General features: G+C 40.6%; 15 protein-coding genes. 13 read left to right on the forward strand and 2 right to left on the reverse strand.

Going from position 1 to position 18,902, the window contains the following annotated elements:
- Window positions 1–85 precede the first annotated feature (85 nt).
- Window positions 86–1,072, forward strand: a complete 987-nt coding sequence (locus DXC10_RS02930) for a GNAT family N-acetyltransferase (RefSeq protein ID WP_101542233.1) — start codon at window positions 86–88, stop codon at window positions 1,070–1,072.
- 17 nt (window positions 1,073–1,089) lie between these two features.
- Here the strand turns inward: DXC10_RS02930 and DXC10_RS02935 are convergent, their stop codons facing one another.
- On the reverse strand, window positions 1,090–2,415 hold the full coding sequence (locus DXC10_RS02935; protein WP_101542234.1) for a deoxyguanosinetriphosphate triphosphohydrolase: 1,326 nt from the start codon (window positions 2,413–2,415) through the stop codon (window positions 1,090–1,092).
- Window positions 2,416–2,611: 196 nt separating this feature from the next.
- On the opposite strand from DXC10_RS02935, the gene dut reads away from it, so the two are divergent.
- From dut to DXC10_RS02980, 9 genes are all read left to right on the forward strand, one after another.
- Window positions 2,612–3,043 (forward strand): dUTP diphosphatase, encoded by a 432-nt coding sequence (gene dut / locus DXC10_RS02940; protein ID WP_117737296.1) that lies wholly within the window; start codon window positions 2,612–2,614, stop codon window positions 3,041–3,043.
- An 11-nt stretch (window positions 3,044–3,054) separates the two neighbouring features.
- The gene (locus DXC10_RS02945) at window positions 3,055–4,809 is read left to right on the forward strand and encodes a lipopolysaccharide assembly protein LapB (RefSeq protein ID WP_117737297.1); all 1,755 of its coding nucleotides are present in this window, start codon (window positions 3,055–3,057) and stop codon (window positions 4,807–4,809) included.
- A gap of 37 nt (window positions 4,810–4,846) precedes the next feature.
- Window positions 4,847–5,416 carry a DUF4292 domain-containing protein gene (locus tag DXC10_RS02950; RefSeq protein WP_101542444.1) on the forward strand — a complete coding sequence of 190 codons (570 nt, stop codon included), beginning with the start codon at window positions 4,847–4,849 and terminating at the stop codon, window positions 5,414–5,416.
- Complete coding sequence (locus tag DXC10_RS02955) at window positions 5,413–6,714, forward strand: murein hydrolase activator EnvC (protein WP_101542237.1); 1,302 nt, start codon at window positions 5,413–5,415, stop codon at window positions 6,712–6,714. The genes DXC10_RS02950 and DXC10_RS02955 overlap by 4 nt, the downstream gene beginning before the upstream one ends.
- Window positions 6,715–6,898: 184 nt before the next feature.
- Window positions 6,899–7,207: a hypothetical protein gene (locus DXC10_RS02960; protein ID WP_101542238.1), complete on the forward strand. Its 309-nt coding sequence runs from the start codon at window positions 6,899–6,901 to the stop codon at window positions 7,205–7,207.
- 11 nt (window positions 7,208–7,218) lie between these two features.
- Window positions 7,219–8,358 carry a 6-bladed beta-propeller gene (locus tag DXC10_RS02965; RefSeq protein WP_233519854.1) on the forward strand — a complete coding sequence of 380 codons (1,140 nt, stop codon included), beginning with the start codon at window positions 7,219–7,221 and terminating at the stop codon, window positions 8,356–8,358.
- 21 nt (window positions 8,359–8,379) lie between these two features.
- Complete coding sequence (locus DXC10_RS02970) at window positions 8,380–8,694, forward strand: hypothetical protein (protein ID WP_145998965.1); 315 nt, start codon at window positions 8,380–8,382, stop codon at window positions 8,692–8,694.
- Between the two features lie 37 nt (window positions 8,695–8,731).
- Complete coding sequence (locus DXC10_RS02975) at window positions 8,732–9,901, forward strand: 6-bladed beta-propeller (protein ID WP_101542240.1); 1,170 nt, start codon at window positions 8,732–8,734, stop codon at window positions 9,899–9,901.
- Between the two features lie 2 nt (window positions 9,902–9,903).
- A complete protein-coding gene (locus DXC10_RS02980; protein ID WP_117737298.1) occupies window positions 9,904–10,524 on the forward strand; it encodes a hypothetical protein in 621 nt (206 codons plus the stop codon).
- Between the two features lie 414 nt (window positions 10,525–10,938).
- On the opposite strand, the gene DXC10_RS02985 is transcribed toward DXC10_RS02980, so the two are convergent.
- Window positions 10,939–12,009, reverse strand: coding sequence for a M20 family metallo-hydrolase (locus tag DXC10_RS02985; protein WP_117737299.1), 1,071 nt, complete (start codon window positions 12,007–12,009; stop codon window positions 10,939–10,941).
- A 116-nt stretch (window positions 12,010–12,125) separates the two neighbouring features.
- Between DXC10_RS02985 and DXC10_RS02990 the strand changes: the two genes are divergently transcribed.
- The 3 genes from DXC10_RS02990 (at window position 12,126) to DXC10_RS03000 (ending at window position 18,896) form a co-directional block, all read left to right on the forward strand.
- Window positions 12,126–13,931 (forward strand): long-chain fatty acid--CoA ligase, encoded by a 1,806-nt coding sequence (locus DXC10_RS02990; protein ID WP_101542244.1) that lies wholly within the window; start codon window positions 12,126–12,128, stop codon window positions 13,929–13,931.
- 143 nt (window positions 13,932–14,074) lie between these two features.
- Window positions 14,075–15,745: a DUF6377 domain-containing protein gene (locus DXC10_RS02995; RefSeq protein WP_219618395.1), complete on the forward strand. Its 1,671-nt coding sequence runs from the start codon at window positions 14,075–14,077 to the stop codon at window positions 15,743–15,745.
- Between the two features lie 196 nt (window positions 15,746–15,941).
- Window positions 15,942–18,896, forward strand: coding sequence for a SusC/RagA family TonB-linked outer membrane protein (locus tag DXC10_RS03000; RefSeq protein WP_117737300.1), 2,955 nt, complete (start codon window positions 15,942–15,944; stop codon window positions 18,894–18,896).
- Window positions 18,897–18,902: the final 6 nt, after the last annotated feature.

Raw genomic sequence — 18,902 nt, forward strand, 5'->3', positions numbered from 1 at the left:
TTGAAAATTAGAAATTAAAGGACTGGAGAACTGAAAAAGGGGAATATCTCTCCATTTTCATTTCTTGATTCTCAATTTAAGTAATATGGAAGATATAATTGCACCGATTAGCAAAGAACTGTTGAAAGCCGAGTTGACTGAAGACAAACGCTTGCGTATGACGAATAAAAGTAATAATCAGATATACATTATTACGGCTCAGGACTCTCCGAACATTATGAAAGAGATTGGACGTCTGCGTGAAATCGCATTTCGTGCTGCAGGTGGTGGAACGGGAATGTCGATGGATATTGATGAATATGATATCATGGATAATCCTTACAAGCAGTTGATTGTATGGAACCCGGAGGCGGAAGAAATTTTAGGTGGGTATCGCTATATTTTGGGTACGGACGTTCGCTTTGATGAGCATGGTGCACCTATCCTGGCTACGGCTCACATGTTCAATTTCTCGGAGAGGTTCTTGAAAGAGTATCTTCCCACTACAATTGAGTTAGGTCGTTCATTCGTTACTTTGGAATACCAATCTACCCGTGCCGGTAGTAAAGGGTTATTTGCGTTGGATAATTTATGGGATGGTTTAGGGGCGTTGACTGTGGTTATGCCCAACGTGAAATACTTCTTTGGTAAAGTAACTATGTATCCGAGTTATCATCGTCAGGGACGTGACATGATTCTTTATTTCTTGAAGAAACATTTTGGAGATAAGGATAATCTGATTGTTCCGATGAAACCGTTGAAAATGGAAGCGAAAGAGTCTGATTTAGCAGCTTTGTTCTGTAAAGATACCTTCAAGGAAGACTATAAGATATTGAATTGCGAGATACGTAAGTTGGGTTATAATATTCCTCCTTTGGTGAATGCTTATATGAGTCTTAGTCCCACTATGCGTATGTTTGGAACTGCCATTAACTATGGTTTTGGTGATGTAGAAGAAACAGGTATACTGATTGCGGTGGACGAGATACTGGCAGATAAACGTGTCCGTCATATCCAATCCTTTATAGAAAGTGAACCGGAAGCTTGTAAACTTACCTCCGGTGCAAATAAAATTTTCTATCCCAGTAGATAATTAAACGGGCAGATAAGTTAAACAGCCGGAAGGCTGTTTCCGTTGATTTTCCTGTAGAGGTCGAGCGCAAAGACATCCGTCATACCGGAAATATAATCCAATACAGCTTGTATTCTTTCGTAGAGTACAGGCGCTTTTATATTATACTGTCCCGACACACGGTTGATGAGCAGTTGCGAATAAGCTCTTTCCGGAGAACGCACAGCTTCAATCATCAGATCGAGTAATGTACTGATGATGCGGAAACCTGCTAACTCAATGTCCAATACGTCACGTGAGCGGTAAATTTTCTCCAAAGAAATATCTGCGCAGTGATTGTAAGCAGAAGCGGGTAAACTGGAAATGTGTTTAATAAGGCTTCCTTTGAATTTTCCTTCTAATATTTCTATTTCATTGTTCAAGAAGGCTTGAGTACACTCCCGGATTAGTAATCCGATGACACAAGAACGCAGATATCCGATTTGTTCGTTAACATCACTGACTATCTCCAACGTCTTCAGCATATGTAACTTCCGTTCTTCGGGGAAATAGGAAAGAAGTAAATCTTGCGTTTCACGCGTGGTTAATATCTTCAGCTTATGTGCGTCCTCAATATCCATCATCTGGTAACAGATGTCATCCGCTGCTTCTACCAGATAAACTAATGGGTGTCGGGCATATTCCAAAGGAAAATCATTCAATTTCTTCATACCCAACTCTTCGGCTATGCGTCGGAAACTATCTTCTTCTGTCGTAAAGAAGCCGAACTTGGACTTTTTACCCGCAAGGCTCGATGAAAAGGGGTATTTTACGATACTTGCCAAGGTAGAATAGGTTAAAACGAAACCTCCTTTTCTCCGTCCTTCAAACTGATGGGTGAGTAGACGGAAAGCATTGGCGTTTCCTTCAAAGTGTGTCAGATCCTCCCATTGCTCCATAGTCAGATCTTTTTTCAATGCCATGCCTCTCCCTTCAGAGAAGAAAGTTGAGATGGCACGTTCGCCTGAGTGTCCAAAAGGTGGATTTCCCAAATCGTGAGCCAGGCAGGCGGCAGATACGATAGACCCTATTTCAGGCAGGTAAGAATTTTGAAGTTCCGGTTTCCGAGCAAGAATAGCTTTGGCTACGTCATTACCTAACGAACGACCTACACACGACACTTCCAGGCTATGTGTCAATCGATTATGTACGAAAATACTACCGGGCAAAGGAAATACCTGTGTCTTATTCTGTAACCTTCTGAAAGGAGCAGAAAAAACAAGACGATCATAATCGCGCTGAAACTCAGAACGGTTCTCGCGACGTTCTTCATGAAACTCTTCCAAGCCGAACCGTTTGGCGGAAATTAGGGTGGTCCAATCCATTGCGTTAATTACAAATTATTGATTACAAGTTACAGGCTGAAAATTACAGCTTTGGCATTGATACTTATCGTTTCTTATTATTTAACTGCAAATGTATCATTATTTTGCTTCAAATTCAGTATTTTCGCCCTTTAAATAGAAGAACTCTTGTTGGAAACACTGACTTGGCAGTTTTTTGTAACTTATAATTATCATCATGAATATTCAGATTATCAATAAGTCAAAACACCCGTTACCTGCGTATGCCACCGAGTTGTCCGCAGGTATGGATCTCCGTGCTAATCTTTCCGAACCCATTTCCCTGCAACCGATGCAGCGTTGTCTGGTTCCTACGGGGTTATACATTGCGTTACCTGCAGGCTATGAAGCGCAAGTCCGTCCACGTAGCGGATTAGCTATTAAGAAAGGAATTACCGTTCTTAACTCGCCGGGAACAATTGATGCAGATTACCGGGGTGAGATCTGTATCATTCTGATAAATCTTTCTTCAGAAACCTTTGTGATTGAAGATGGAGAACGTATTGCACAGATGGTAATAGCTCGCCATGAACAGCCTACTTTGCTGGAAGTTGAAGTATTGGATGAAACAGAACGCGGTATCGGTGGGTTCGGACACACTGGTGTATAATAAAGTTTTAAATGAGAAATAGAATTTTAACTATCGTATGCTTACTGGCTTGTGCCCTGTTGGCTTCTTGCGGAACTTCCCGTCGGGGAGCAAAGGTACAACCGGCAGGTATGACTGTGGAGCTTACTCCTGAGCAGCAACGCAAATATGATTATTTCTTTTTGGAAGCCGCCCGGTTAAAAATTCAGAAAGATTATGCCGCTGCTTTTGATTTACTTCAGCATTGTTTAGCCATCAATCCGAACGCTTCGTCGGCTTTATATGAGTTGGCGCAGTATTACATATACCTGAAACAGGTACCGCAGGGACAAGCTGCTCTTGAAAAAGCGGTGGAGAACGATCCCGATAACTATTGGTACAGTCAGGGATTAGCCAATCTTTATCAGCAACAGAATGAGACGGAAAAGGCTAAAAGACTATTGGAGGGTATGACTACACGCTTTTCTGGTAAGTTAGACCCGCTATATGCCTTGCTGGAAATCTATAATCAGGAAGAGGAATATGATAAAGTGATTGGCACTCTGAACCGTTTGGAAGAGAAGATGGGTAAGAACGAGCAGATCAGTATGGAGAAATTCCGTATCTATTTGCAGATGAAAGATAACAAGAACGCTTTCAATGAGATTGAAAGTCTGGTTGCCGAGTACCCCATGGATACCCGTTATCAGGTTGTTTTGGGTGATGTTTATCTGCAAAATGGAAAGAAAGAGGAAGCTTATAATCTCTATCGGAAGGTGCTGGATGCAGAACCTGATAATGCTATGGCTATGTACTCACTAGCTTCTTATTATGATGCTACCGGTCAAAAGGAACTCTATCAGCAACAGTTGGATACCTTATTGCTAAACAAAAAAGTAGCTTCGGATACTAAATTGAATGTAATGCGCCAATTCATCGTTCAGAATGAACAGGAAAGTAAAGACAGTACTTTGGTGATTAATCTTTTCAATCGTATTCTGGAGCAAGAACCTGACGATGCGCAACTGCCGATGTTGTATGCCCAATATCTCCTTTCCAAAGGGATGAATAAAGAATCATTACCCGTTTTACGCCAAGTGTTGGAGATTGAACCAACCAATACTGCCGCTCGGATGATGCTACTTGGTGAAGCGATACGTAAGGAAGATTATGCCGATGTGACCAGTTTGTGTGAGTCAGGAATTGAAGCTAATCCTGATATGCTGGAATTCTATTTTTATCTGGCTATCGCTTATAATCAAGCGGAACGGACGGATGATGTCATTACTGTTTGTCAAAAGGCATTGACGCACGTAACAGATAATAGTAAGAAAGAGGTAGTATCGGATTTTTACTCTATTCTGGGTGATGCCTATCATACCAGAAACTTAAACAAGGAAGCATACGCAGCCTACGACTCCGCATTGGTTTATAATTCGTCGAATATCGGAGCGCTGAATAATTATGCCTATTATCTTTCGGTAGAACGCCGTGACTTGGATAAAGCCGAGGAAATGAGTTATAGAACGGTAAAGGCCGAACCCAATAACTCTACTTATCTGGACACATACGCCTGGATACTCTTTGAAAAAGGTAATTATGCCGAGGCCCGCCTTTATATAGATGATGCAATGAAGAATGACGGAGCAAAAAGTGATGTCATAGTGGAACATTGCGGTGATATCTATTATATGACAGGCGATGTAGACGGCGCCTTGAAATATTGGAAACAAGCTCTTGAAATGGGCAGCAAATCCAAAACAATTAGACAGAAAATACAGAAAAAGAAATTTATAATGGGTGATTAATCACGGTTAATCTATTCATGTTTTAATGATTAAGATAATGAGACAAAATAATATTTATGCAGCGGTTCTTTTCCTGTTGTTGGCGGTGTGTTTCGCTGGTTGTAAGACTACCCGTAAAGCGGAGACTTCTGTGTTGCCGGGAACCCGTTATCTTTCTTCCAAAGTGAAGCTGACCGTTCCCACGAAAGATGCTGTCTTTACCGTGAATGGGACAATGAAACTGATAAGCGGTGAACTTATGCAACTCTCTTTCCAGCTGCCGATTATCCGTACGGAAGTTGCCCGTCTGGAGGTAACGCCAGAAACAATATTACTGATAGACCGTATGGGTAAACGTTATGTGCAAGCCGCCCGGAAAGAACTGAAAGATGTCTTGCCCAAGAAAGCGGACTTTGCCCATTTGGAGAAGATGCTTTTCGATGCAGCCAAGCCTAATGGAAAGAAAACTTTGAGCGGTAAGGAACTGGGTATTCCTTCTCTTGAAAAAGGTAAAATAGAATTATCTGATTTCTCTGAAAATAAATTCTCCCTGGCTCCTACACAAGTGGCTTCTAAATACACCCGGGTAGAGCTAGGTGAAATCTTGGAAATGCTGATGAGCTTATGAGACGTTTGCTTTGTGTTTTAATTTGTTGTTTCTGTCTTGTCTTTTCACTCCTGGCACAGTCCAATAAACTGATAAAGGAACTGGAAAACAAACGTGGTGTCCTGCAAAAGCAGATTGCCGAGTCGGAAACACTTCTGAAAACTACAAAGAAAACAGTAGGCAGCCAGTTGAACGGACTTGCTGCGTTGACCGGTCAAATCGAGGAACGTAAACGTTACATCCTTACCATTAATAGTGATATGGAGTCTATTGATCGTGAATTGGGTTCTTTGGAACGTCAGTTGGGACGTTTGCAACGTGAATTGAAGGATAAGAAGAAAAAATATGAATCCTCCGTTCAGTATCTTTATAAGAACCGTTCCATCGAAGAAAAACTGATGTTTATTTTCTCGGCAGAGAGCTTGACGCAAACCTATCGTCGGTTGCGTTATGTACGTGAATATGCCACTTATCAGCGTTTGCAAGGTGAAGAAGTGCTGAAAAAACAAGAGCAGGTAAACCGTAAAAAGACCGAGTTGCGTCAAGTTAAAGCCGCTAAAGAAGGTTTATTGAAAGAGCGTGAAGCTGAAAAGGCGAAGCTTGAAGCTCAGGAAAAAGAAAAGCGTGCCTTGCTTGCCGACCTTCAGAAAAAACAGCGCGGCATACAAAACGAACTGGCGAAGAAACGCCGTGAGGCTACCCAACTTAATAATCGTATTGACCGCCTGATAGCCGAAGAAATAGAAAAAGCCCGTAAACGTGCCCAAGAAGAAGCACGTCGTGAAGCGGCGGCACGTAAAAAGGAAGGAGCGAAAAACAGACAATCAGCCCCTGAAACTACTTCAAAGACTAAAGCTACTCCTTTGGATGTTTATACTATGAGTAAGGCCGATCGCGAATTGTCGGGTAACTTTGTTAATAACCGTGGTAAACTTCCCATGCCTATCAGTGGCCCTTATATTATTACCAGTCACTACGGACAGTATTCGGTAGAGGGGCTTCGCAACGTCAAGTTAGATAATAAAGGGATTGATATCCAGGGTAAGCCCGGAGCGCAGGCTCGTGCCATCTTTGATGGAAAAGTGGCCGCTGTCTTTAAACTGAACGGTCTGTTTAATATCCTCATCCGCCACGGTGCCTATATTTCCGTATATTGCAATCTGGCTTCTGCTTCTGTGAAACAAGGAGATGTGGTGACTACCAAGCAGAATATCGGTCAGGTATTTTCTGACGGAGCCGATGCCGGGCGCACTGTGCTTCACTTCCAATTGCGCAAGGAAAAAGAAAAACTAAATCCGGAACCTTGGTTGAATAAATAATCAAAACTGTCATATTAAGATTTTAATTTGTTTGTAGCGAGAGATATGTGAAATATCATAATAATATTTGTTTTTAAATGTAAAACGCGCATCTTATATGTGATAAATTGTTAATAGTTGTGCTTGTTTTTATGTATATATGTGTGTTTTTTTTAATTTTAAAATCAATTAAAAAAATAATGTTATGAAAATCAAGTATGTGTTTAGTGGAATTGTGATATTGTGTTTGTTTACAGTCGTAAATATAGTGAAAAACAATCAAGAAAATAAAGATGTCTTAAATTTAACTTTGAATCACTTAGAAGGTTTGGCTAATGAAGAGATTGAAGGAGATGAAATGAAAAAGGCAACTGCTTATGTTTGTTATTTCACTAAAAGATATTATGATGAGAATACTAATTCCATAATAGAAAAATCTGTTGAGGGTAGAGTCGGTATTTGTGATGGTGATGCCGGTCCGTGTAATTCTTGGTCATGCATAGAAAAGTTGTAATTAAAATGGTTATGATGAAAAAATGGTATATTATTTTATGCATCATATTTTGTAGCGTTGGTTGCCAACAGGGTAAACAGCAATCTGCTGTGCCCGTTTTTAATTTAGATCCTGACAGTTGCATGAACGAACTGGATATTTCCGGAATACTTGGAGATACAGTGGAGGTAATTAAGTTGGAGACAACAGACGATTGTTTGATAGGGCAGATAGATAACATCCGATTTACTGATAAGTATATATTTGTGTCAGATTTGTATACAGCCCAACGGCTATACATGTTCGACAGGTATGGAAAGTTCATTTGTACCATTGGCAACAGAGGGGCAGGTCCCGGTGAATATAGCGTAATCGGAGAATTTCTTGTGAAAGGTGACTCTTTGCTTATACAAGACTATTATCAGAATAAGTATCTTGTTTATGATATAGTGAAAAGGCGGTTTATGAATGATATACACTATAAAACCCATCATAGTGGAGCTGTAACATTAAATGATAACCTTTATTTTGTTTCAAGTTATTTTAAATCTCCATTGGGAGATTATAATTGTTTTGAGTTTAATCTGGAAACAGGAAAAACAAGTGCTTATTTACCATTTGTGAGGTCGAAAACGGTAGAACAATCAAGCGTGGCGCTAAATCATCCATGTGACTATATCAATGAATCAAAAGCCTTTGCCCATTATTTTTTTAACGATACGATCTATGAAATTGACCAATCTGGAATCAGACCCCAATGTGTCATTTCTTTTTTGAGAAATACCGGAGGGAACGACTATCATTCCATAAAGAAAGAAGGGAAAATAGTCGGGCTTGTTCATCTTCAGCAATCGGAAAAGTATATGTTGGGAATTTACACATTGGGTAATGGATTTAGATATTTCTTAATGGATAAAGATGCGTTGAATAGCATGTCAGGTGAGCTTCTCCGTATTAAGAAACTGGATAATAAAATAATGCTTGGTGAATTTTTTGTACAGGATGGTTATTTTATTTTTAAGGAAACTATTTCGTCTCTTAAACTGTGGAGGACATACTTTTATAAGTCCAAATTCCTCAATTTGTCCGATAAGCAAAAGATTCAGGATGTCATTGACTCCTCAAAGGAGGAAGATAATCCAATTATATTCAGATATAAGTTGAAAGAATAAATGTTGCCTAATTTTAATATTATGAGAAAACTGTTATTTGCTGGGTTTATGTCAATGATCGTTGTATCAACGGCAATCGGTGTATCATTGAATGTTGAGGCTCAAAGTGAGTTAAAGAATTTAGTTTTATCTACTACCGAGTGTCTGGCTAATGATGAAAATACAGATGAGGATGATTGGAAAGTTGCAATGCCGCATGATTGCAGTTATACCAAAAAAGTTTATATTGATGGGTTGAATCAAGTTGTAACTATAACAGTTCCTGGAAAAGAAGGAATTTGTGATGGGGCCTACGGACCATGTAATAGTTGGAGCTGTACAGAAATATTGAATTAGCAAAAGAGTATATATGCCTTTTTAAGTATTTTTAGATATGGTGAATGGATTATTACTATTACTTGCGTTTATTACGTGTGTTGGATGTGCTGATTCTAAAATAAATCTGGTTCAGAATGAAGTGTCTGATATTATTATCGATCCCGACCAAGTAGGTTTTGATTTAGACATATCAGATATTCTAGTCGATTCTATTGAAATTATTAAATTGGAGACCAATGATAATTGCTTGATAGGAAAAATCGGAAAAATTTCGTTTGCAGATCAGTTCATTTTTGTTTCTGACCCTGATGTGGCTCGTAAATTGTACATGTTTGATAAATCTGGTAATTTTATTAAATGCATAGGACGAAATGGAAATGGTCCCGGAGAGTATGCTGTGTTTCGCAATTTTATTGTTGCCGGAGATACGGTTCTTATTCAAGATTATTATAAAGACAAATATTTGGTATATCGGATAAAAGATAAGTGTTTTGCTGATGATATACATTATGTTCCTAATCACCATTTTGTTGTGGCGTATCAGAATGTTCTTTATTTGATATCTAATTATTTTTCTTCTAAATATGGTTGTTACAATATTTATCGGCTGGATATGAAAAAGTCCCGAATAGAGTTCGCCTTACCTTTTCCTGAAGAAATGGCCATATCGCAGAGAACATGGGGTGTGGAGCAACAAAGTTGCAGGGTAGGTCAACATTCTTTTGCTTTTTTCCCACTAAATGATACGATCTATGAGATAAACAAGGATATTATACAACCGGCTTACACATTGACTTTTTCAAAAAGAAATATTCCTCAGGATATTATCGAAAAAAATGGTGGAAGTCAGCTGATGGATTATGCCTTTTCAAATGGATGTGTGAGAGGTCCTATCCATCTTCAACATTCAGATAAGTGGATGTTGGGTACTTATGTTGACGGTAAGGAATTCAGATATATGTTGATTGATAAGAATACGAGAGAGTACAAAGTAGGTAAATATCTGGGATTTAGAAAAGAAGGTGGATTGACCATCCCGCATGTTTATTTGATGGAAGATAATTATTTTATATCTTGGTTGTCTGCTGACTTTCTGAAGGTGTGGAGAAAAACATTGGATAATGCCACGTTTAGCGATGAAAACAAGAGAAAAAACTGGATAAAATTAATTGACGCAATGAAAGAAGATGACAATCCGGTTATTATAAGATGTAAAATAAAGTAGAAATGAAAGTTAATTATTTGTTGGCTCTGATTATTGTTGTACTTCTTGTTGGTTTTAATGTCTACATTTATAGGCAAAGTGAAACCGGTCATATTATACGTAATCGCATTTTACAGTTGTATGAAAGGGATTCTGTGAAAACAAGTGGCTATAAAATAGAAAGAGAAATAAGGTCTTATGAGCTGGAAAATAATGGTAAGCGGTTGTCACCTCTGTTGGAAGTCTTTGATACAGACGGAAATAAAAGATTATTGTCACAGATTATTGGCTCCGATAAACTTATATTGCGTTATTCAGAATTAAATTGCAATACTTGTGTAAATAAGCAATTGGATATTTTGAATTCTTATGTAGATTCGATAGGGATTGATAATATAGTCTTATTGACTAATTATGACAATCATATATACATGAAACAGTTTAAGAAAGTGGCAGGAATAAAATTTTCCATATTTAATGTTGGTACAGAATTGAATGAGTTAATACCGGATATAGAACGTCCCTATTTTTTTATTATAGAAACAAACATGAGAATAAACAACATGTATGTTCCTCAAATTGATGAGAAAAAAGTGACGGAATCATATATTCATCGGATCAAAAAATATTATTTTGTAGATTAGTTCTAATATTGCCTTATGCTGATGTGGATAGACACATTGACTGATTAATACAATGCATAACTTTGATTATTATTTGTGTTATTGTACTTGTCAGTTTCAACTGTGCGAAGCTATTTGTTCGCTATATTGAAACTAAGGGGCCGGTATGAAACTGCTATTCCCGTTAAGAGGAAACTGTCGTTCCCATTAGGGGAAACCGTCGTTCCCATTAGGGGAAACTGTCGTTCCTATTAGGGGAAACCGTCGTTCCTATTAGGGGAAACTGTCGTTCCCATTAGGAGGAAACTGCCGTTCCCATTAGGAGGAAACCGTCGTTCCCATTAGAGGAGATCGTTACTTTCCAAAAAGCAAAGGCGGCTTATGACAATAAACCGCCGATATTACATTATTTATATAATAACCTGATAATTACTTTTATATTTCAGCTCCGTCCAACAATTCCAGATAAAGCCCGATGGCTTCTTCAATCTCCTTTATGAAGATAAATTCATCTGCTGTATGGGAACGGCTGCTCTTTCCGGGACCCATCTTCATAGATGGGAAAGACATTAATGCTTGGTCGGACAGGGTTGGCGAACCGAAGGGGACGCGTCCCAAGGCGATGGCCTTCTTGACCAATGGATGCTCGGGGGATACGTGCGAAGAACTGAGACGGAAAGAGCGGGCTTTGGCTTCACAACAGATGTTCCGTTGTATTTCATCGAAAAGTTCCCGGTTACTGTAATACTCATTACTGCGGATATCTACTACAAAAGTGCAGCGGTCGGGTATCACGTTGTGTTGTGTACCGGCATTTACCATCGTCACACTCATCTTGACCGGCCCCAGTAAGGACGATTCTTTGGAGAAACGGTAGTCCCGGAACCAAGCGATGTCGTTTAAAACCTTGTATATAGCATTGTCTCCTTCGTTTCGCGCAGCGTGTCCCGAACGTCCGGTGGCGGTGACATCCAGTACCATCAGACCTTTTTCGGCAATGGCCGGTTGCATTTCCGTGGGTTCGCCTACAATGGCAAACCGGATAGGAGGCAATTCCGGCAGGACTGACTCTATACCGTCTTTGCCTGAAACCTCTTCTTCGCAAGAGGCAAGGTATATCAGGTTATAAGCCTGCGTTGTACGGCATAGTTGCAGAAAAACCTGCAACAAGCTGACAACACTTGCTCCGGCATCGTTGCTTCCCAGCCCATACAGTTTCCCGTTGCTCTCCAAAGTCGGGGTAAACGGGTCTTTCCGCCAACCGTTTACGGGTTTCACGGTGTCGATGTGGGAGTTTAGTAACAAAGTCGGTTTATCTAAATCAAACATTGGACTAAGACACCATACGTTATTGCCTTTTCTTCCCGTAACCATACCTTGCATTTCAATATAATTTTGTAGAAAGTCCGCTGCTTTTTCTTCATCACGGCTTAGGGAAGGGGTGGCAATCAGAGATTGGAGCACTCCCGTCGCCTCAGAAACTAAAGTAGATAGTTCGGTTGTCATCTTCAGGTTGTATATTTGATTAATAGTGTGCAAACTTACGGATAAATCCTGAAAAAGACAGATAGTTTCAAATAAAACTAATACCTTTGTACCGTATTTACCAACTCATTAAAAATATGACTTATCATCATTTGTCTGTTCTGGTGCATCGCCAGGCAGAGAAGTATGGAGACAAAATAGCCCTAAAATACCGGGACTATGAAATTTCACAATGGATACCCATCACTTGGAATGAATTTTCGCGGACAGTGCGGCAAGTGGCCAATGCGTTAGTAGCGTTGGGTGTTGAAGAACAAAGAAATATCGGTATTTTCTCACAGAATAAACCTGAATGTTTGTTTACTGATTTCGGAGCATTTGCCAACCGTCTGGTGACTATACCGCTGTATGCCACCAGTTCACCGGCGCAGGCACAATATATCATTAATGATGCCCAGATACGTTTCCTTTTTGTAGGCGAACAATTTCAGTACGATGCTGCTTTCAGTGTGTTCGGTTTCTGCCAATCTTTGCAGAAGCTTATCATCTTTGATCGTTCGGTGGTTCGTGACCCTCGTGACAAGACTTCCATTTATTTTGATGAATTTCTGGCAATGGGTAAGGATTTGCCGTATAACGATGTCGTGGAAGAACGTATGGCACGTGCTTCGGACGATGACCTTGCCAATATACTTTATACCTCCGGCACTACCGGAGAACCGAAGGGAGTGATGCTGCATCACTTCAATTATAGAGAAGCCATTCGTATCCATGATATCCGTCTGCCATTCATGACAGATAAGGACGTGTCCATGAACTTCCTTCCGTTGACACATGTCTTTGAGAAGGCATGGTGCTATCTGTGTATCCATCGTGGAACGCAAATTTGTATCAATCTCCGTCCTGCGGATATCCAGACTACTATCAAGGAAATTCGTCCGACATTGATGTGTAGCGTACCCCGTTTCTGGGAAAAAGTGTATGCGGGTGTTCAGGAGAAGATTTCTCAGGAAACCGGTATGAAAAAGGCTTTGATGCTGGATGCTATCAAGGTGGGTAAAGCTCATAACATTGACTATTTGCGTCAGGGGAAGACTCCGCCGATGTTATTGCATCTGAAATATAAGTTTTATGAGAAGACCATTTATGCCTTGTTGAAGAAGACCATTGGTATTGAAAACGGGAACTTTTTTCCCACTGCCGGTGCTGCAGTATCCGATGAAATCTGTGAATTTGTACATTCCGTAGGTATCAATATGGTGGTGGGTTATGGTTTGACCGAATCCACTGCAACTGTTTCCTGTTTCCCTAACGAAGGTTATGAGATTGGTTCGGTAGGCAAGGTTATGCCGGATATTGAAGTGAAAATCGGTGAGGATAATGAGATCCTGCTTCGCGGTAAGACAATAACCACCGGATATTACAAAAAAGCGGAAGCGACTGCTGCTGCCATTGATAAAGAGGGCTGGTTCCATACGGGAGATGCGGGTTATATGAAAGGTGATAATTTGTATCTGACAGAGCGTATTAAAGATTTGTTCAAGACATCTAATGGTAAGTATATTTGTCCGCAAGCATTGGAAACCAAATTGGCGATTGACCGTTACATTGACCAGATCGCTGTTATTGCAGACCAGCGTAAGTTCGTTTCGGCTCTGATAGTTCCTGTTTATGGTTTTGTGAAAGATTATGCCAAGGAAAAGGGTATTGAATATAAGGATATGGCTGAATTGTTGCAACATCCTAAAATTCAGTCTTTGTTCCGTGCACGCATCGATACCTTGCAGCAGCAGTTTGCACACTATGAGCAGATCAAGCGTTTTACTTTGTTGCCCGAACCTTTCAGTATGGAACGTGGCGAGTTGACGAATACACTGAAACTGAAAAGAACTGTTGTATCCAAAAATTATAAGGAGCTGATTGATACAATGTACGAAGAATAATTTAACTTTGTACTCTGACTACATGTCGGAAGATTATGACAAAGGAAATACATATTAATGCTATTATCTGGCATCCTGAGCTTGTCGAAGAATTTTTTCTCTGTGTATATACAAAAGAGAGTGGATTTTTCGATAAGTTCAGGATGTGTTTTAAAAGTTTTGCCCTAAAGAAAATAATTGCGTTTTTCCTCTGTCTGATTTTGGGTATTTCACTTCATGCGCAAACCTCTCTCGATTCGCTACTGAAAGTACTTGATGGACTGGTTGAGCGGGGTAACCAGTATGAAGAAATAAAGCGGCAGCGTATTGCTCTGTTGAGAGAAGATGTCTTAAATCAGAGACTTTCTCTTGAAGAGTTGTATCATGCCAATCTCCGCCTTTATAATGAATATGAAGTTTATATTTGTGATTCCGCACGTCATTATATCAACCGGAACATAGAGATAGCTACCCGTCTGGGACGTCAGGACTGGCTGAATGAGTCGAAGTTGAACAAGGCGCATATTCTAGCCACTTCCGGATTGTATGCTGAGGGCGTCAGGCTATTGGAAAGTATCGATAAAAGGGAACTTTCGGATAAGTTGCTGATTGACTATTACATGTCTTTTGAGAATATTTATCTTTATCATGCGGAGTATGCTGAAGATGATGAATACAGGCCTGAATATCTCAAAAAGATGAATGCTTATCGTGACTCTGTTCTCCGTTTGGTTCCTCAAGACACTTACCCGTATGTGATAACGAAAGGTCCTTCTTTGGTCGATCAGAACCGGCAGAAAGAGGCGGAAGAATTATTAGAGAACTTTCTCTCCAAAGTGGCTCCCGATACCAGGGAATACGCTATCATTACTTCTATTCTGGCTTTTGTTTATCAATACGACGACCGGGCGGACATGCAGAAACTGTATTTGGCCAAGAGTGCCATTGCCGATATAAAAGGGGTAGTAAAAGAAAATAACTCCCTTCGGGCATTGGCTGAACTGCTTTATGGTGTGGGCGATATAGAACGGGCTAATAATTATATGAAGAAAAGCATGGCGGATGCCAGCTTGTATAATGCTCGTTTGCGTAATGTGCAGGCTTCTAAAATGTTGCCGGTGATAGATCATTCCTATCAGTTGGAGAAAGAGATGCAGCGTAAAAAACTACAGGTGTTCTTATGGGTAATCAGTATATTGTCTCTGTTTCTTATCCTGACCATTGGTTATATTATCCGTCAGATGAAGAAATTGGCTAAAGCCCGTTCCGAACTGGTTTGCGCAAATAATGAGTTGCAAAAGCTGAATGCTGATTTGCTGGATGCCAACCATCGGCAGAGACTGATGAATGATGCGTTACGGGAAACAAATTGTATCAAGGAAGAATATATCGGCCGGTTTCTTGGGCTTTGTTCCGCTTACATTGATAAATTGGAAACTTACAGGCGGATGTTGAACAAAAAAGCCGCTTCCGGTAAAGTGGAAGAATTGTATAAAACGTTGAAATCGTCCCAATTCATCGACGAAGAGCTTGCTGAGTTCTATCGTAATTTTGATAACTCTTTCTTGAATATCTTTCCGGATTTTGTGGAATGTTTCAATCGTTTGTTACCGGAAGGGGAGTCCATTGTACCCAAACAGGGTGAGCGGCTGACTACGGAACTGCGTATTTTCGCTTTAATTCGCCTGGGTATTACGGATAGTGCAAAAATAGCCAGTTTCCTGCGTTATTCCATTACTACTATTTATACCTATCGTTCCAAACTTAAAAATAAATCTCTTTATCGGGATGATTTTGAAGAAAGAGTGATGAAAATAGGTTCTTTCAAGGCTTGATTTTCTTATTCCCGATTTAGTTTTTTATCCCCTTTACTATAGTTTATCTTATTGATATTCAAGGGGTATCTTTTATGCTATTTTTAGATTTCTTTTAGTCTGCGTTTAAAATATATTCATAACTGTTGATATTTGCATCACCACCTTCCGGATAGAACGGAAGCGGAACTTATTGTTAATGTAAAATCGAAGTATTATGAATGTAAAAAGAACAAAGCAATGTCTTTTCCGGCATTTTCTCATCCTCGCCGGATTACTTGTTACAATGGCAGCTTCGGCACAGCAGTTTACGGTGAAAGGCACTGTAAGAGACATGTCCGGTGAACCAATTATCGGTGCCAATGTAATGGTAAAGGGAACTTCTAACGGATCTATTACTGATGTTGACGGAAACTATTCGGTTTCAGACGTCAGTTCGTCGTCTGTACTTGTCTTCTCTTTTATAGGGTATAAAAATCAGGAGATAGCCTGTAAAGGGCAGCGTGAAATCAATGTCGTATTGGCAGAAGACCTCCAGACTTTGGATGAAGTTGTAGTAGTGGGTTATGGTTCGTTGAGTAAGAAAGAGCTCTCCAGTTCTATCGTTCAGGTAGATAAAAGTAAATTCCAGCAGGGAGCCATGAATAATCCTATGGAAATGTTGACCGGTAAGGTAGCCGGTTTGAATGTGGTCAATACGGCCTCGGCGAATCCTAACTCTGGTTCTTCTCTCCAAATTCGTGGTGCAACGTCTATCACGGCTTCCAATGATCCGCTGATTGTGATTGATGGGGTAGCAGGAGGAGATATCCGTAACCTTTCTTCACAAGACATCGAATCGATGACTGTGTTGAAAGATGCCGGTTCTGCTGCGATTTATGGTACACGTGGCGCCAACGGTGTGATTTTGATTACTACCAAGAAAGGTGCGGGTGAGCTGGGTACGGCAAAGGTCACATACGATAGTTGGTTCGGAGTGAATATCGCCAAGTCCGGACCGGATATCCTTTCACCGGATGAGTTCCGCCGTTCACGTCGTGGTACCGATTACGGTGCGTCTACCGATTGGTATGATTTGTTGTTGAGAGACTTTTCTTACGACAACAACCAGTACGTATCCATAGACGGCAGTACGAAAAATGGTTATTACGGTGCTTCTTTCAATTATAAAAAAGCGACCGGTATCGACCTGAAGAGCGACCGTGAGGAATATGGAGGCCGTTTCGTGATTGAACAGCGTGTGATAGACAACCGCCTGCAACTGAACGGCTCTTTGAATGCACGCCGGGTAAATGAAACCTGGGGGAATGATGGTATGTTTGATACCGCACTCTCCATGAACCCCACGATGCCGCTGTATGATGATAATGGCAATTACTACCAGCCCTCTTCTCCCACAGGAGCCCGTAATCCGGTGGCTGAGTTGAAAGACATCGATAATAACGGCCAGCGCATGTATGTACTGGGAACGGCAGAAGCTAAACTGAATATTCTCCGCTCGGAGAAACATATGCTGAATACTTCTATCAGTTATTCTTTGCACTACAATGATTTGAAGCAACAATACTTCACACCTTCCACCTCGGGAGAGTCTTATTGGAATGGGTATAAAGGCCGTGCGGAAGTGACGTATCAGAAATGGTACACGCAACGTTTGGAATGGTTGGCAAACTATGCGCTAACATTGGACGATCATAGTATCAAAGCAGTGGCGGGTTATACCTATGAAAATTCCCGTTGGGAACGCTTACAGGCTTCCAATAGTGATTTTGCTTACGATAACATTAAGTGGCATGACATCGGTAGCGGTAGCTACCTCAATGCCGGAAAAGCCGGTATGGCTACAGGACAGTCCGTTGCCAAGCTGATAGGTACTTTTGGACGTATCAACTATAACTGGAAGAACTTGTTGATGGCATCGGCATCTATCCGTTATGAAGGTTCCACCAAGTTCGGAAAGGATCATAAGTGGGGTGCTTTTCCCTCGGTGTCCCTTGCCTGGGAAATGGCGAACATGGGCTTCATGAAAGGTGCATCGGATGTTGTGAAGAGTTTGAAACCCCGTATCTCATACGGTGTGACCGGACGTTCAGATTTCGACTCTTATTTGTCATTGGCTACGTATAGTACTAAAGGCAGTTATTTCATGGACGGTGAATGGGTAAAAGGTTATGCCCCTTCTGTAAATGCCAACCCTGAACTGGGTTGGGAAAAGAGTATCAGTACCAATGTCGGTATCGACTTCGTATTCTGGAACCGCTTGAGAGGTTCTATTGACTGGTTCGACCGTCAGTCTAAAGACCTTCTCTATAATTACACGGCTCCTCAACCACCGTTTGTATATTCTAACATTCTTGTGAATGTAGGTACTACACAGAACCGGGGTATCGAACTTTCTGTGGACGGTGATATTTTTAAGGGAACAAAAGTGGAATGGACTTCCGGCATCAACTACTCATACGGGACAACCAAGTTGAAAGTACTTTCCAACACCATGTACCAAGCATCATACGTAGAACTGTATCAAAAACCGGGGGTAGGTACCAGTGAGTATTTCTTCCGCATTCAGGAAGGTGGCAAAGTCGGTCAGTTCTATGGTTACGAGTATGCAGGTGTAGAAGATGGCAAAATGCTGATTTATACCGATGAAGGAGAGAAAGTGCCGGTTTCGGAAGCCGATGCCAAATATAAACGTTATATCGGTAACGGAACTCCGACCTCTTACCTTTCCTGGAGTAATACATTGCGTTACAAGAATTTCGACTTGAACATATTCTTCCGTGGAGCTTTCGGATTTGAAATATTCAATATGCGTAAGTATGGTATGGGATTACAAGGCTGCGGTACGGATAATGTACTTCGTGACGCTTATCTCAAAGATAAGGATATTGTTACCGGTGGTGGTGTCATATCTTCTTTCTTCCTTGAAAAAGGTGATTACTTTAAACTGGAAAATGTGACATTGGGTTATAACTTTACTCCGAAACCCAATAAGATACTGGAAAGTATGCGTGTATTTGTTTCTGCCAAGAACCTCTTTACACTCACCGGATATTCCGGTAATGATCCTTCTATTGTATCTGTCAACGGACTGACGCCGGGTGTAGATACAAATAGCGCCTATCCTACAGCTACTCAGTTGAGTTTGGGACTGACCTTGCGGTTTAAATAATTAGTC

Source organism: Bacteroides sp. OM08-11 (genome assembly GCF_003438665.1).
Classification (GTDB): domain Bacteria; phylum Bacteroidota; class Bacteroidia; order Bacteroidales; family Bacteroidaceae; genus Bacteroides; species Bacteroides cutis.